1 protein-coding gene is annotated in these 1020 nt (G+C 69.6%); it reads left to right on the top strand.

Annotated features, from left to right (window positions below):
• Nucleotides 1-17: 17 nt before the first annotated feature.
• Nucleotides 18-1020, top strand: a 1003-nt coding sequence (locus tag IE274_RS39120) for an AMP-binding protein (RefSeq protein ID WP_229910124.1), incomplete at its 3' end; no start/stop codon positions are given.

The following is a 1020-nucleotide window of genomic DNA, read 5'->3' as shown; positions in this document are numbered from 1 at the left end:
ACAACACGGCGTATGTGATGTACACGTCCGGTTCCACCGGCACCCCCAAGGGCGTGACCGTCACCCACCGCAACGTGACCAACGTCGTCCCCTCGTTCGTTTCCGCCCTGGGCGCGGAACCCGGCCTCCGGACGTTGGCTGCGACGTCGGTGAACTTCGATGTGTCGGTGTTCGAGATCGTGACGACGCTGGCGGTGGGCGGCACGGTCGAGGTGGTGCGTGATGTGCTGGAGCTGGGGGAGCGGGAGTCCTGGTCGGGTGGTGTGATCAGTTCGGTGCCTTCGGTGTTCGCGGAGTTGCTGGATCAGATCGCGGGCAGGGTCGCGGTGGACACGCTGGTGTTCGCGGGCGAAGGGCTGTCCGGTTCGTTGGTCGCCCGGGCCCGGGAGGTCTTCCCTGGGGTACGGGTCGTCAACGGCTACGGCCAGACCGAGACCTTCTACGCCAGCATGTTCTCCCTCCCCGGCACCGACGACTGGGACGGCGAGGCCACCGCGCCGATCGGCAGCCCCCTGAACAACGTCCGCGCCCACGTCCTGGGACCAGGACTGACACCGGTACCCCCCGGCGTCGTGGGAGAGCTGTACGTGGCGGGCACCAGCGTGAGCCGCGGCTACCGAGGCCGTTCGGGGCTGACGGCGGAGCGGTTCGTCGCGGATCCGTTCGGTCCGGCGGGGGCACGGATGTACCGCACGGGCGACATGGCGCGTTGGACGTCGGCCGGGGTGCTTGAGTACGTGGGCCGTGACGACACGCAGATCAAGGTGCGTGGTCTGCGGATCGAGCCCGCCGAGGTGGAGGCGGCCCTGGTCGCACACCCGGGTGTCGCCCAGGCCGTCGTGGCCGTGCACGAGCGCCCGGAAGGCAAGCAACTGGTCGGCTACGTCGTCGCGGTGGGCGTGGCGGGTGCCGGTGAGGGCGCCGGTGGCGTGGACTTCGACCTGACCGCCGGTGTGTCTGCGGCTGAGTTGCGTCGGTTCGTGTCGGGGCGGTTGCCGGAGTTCATGGTGCCGTCGGTGT

The sequence above is a fragment of the Streptomyces flavofungini genome (assembly GCF_014650815.1).
Lineage (GTDB): Bacteria > Actinomycetota > Actinomycetes > Streptomycetales > Streptomycetaceae > Streptomyces > Streptomyces flavofungini.
The sequence above is the reverse complement of the archived record's forward strand: the minus strand, read 5'-3'. Positions and strand labels throughout refer to the sequence as shown.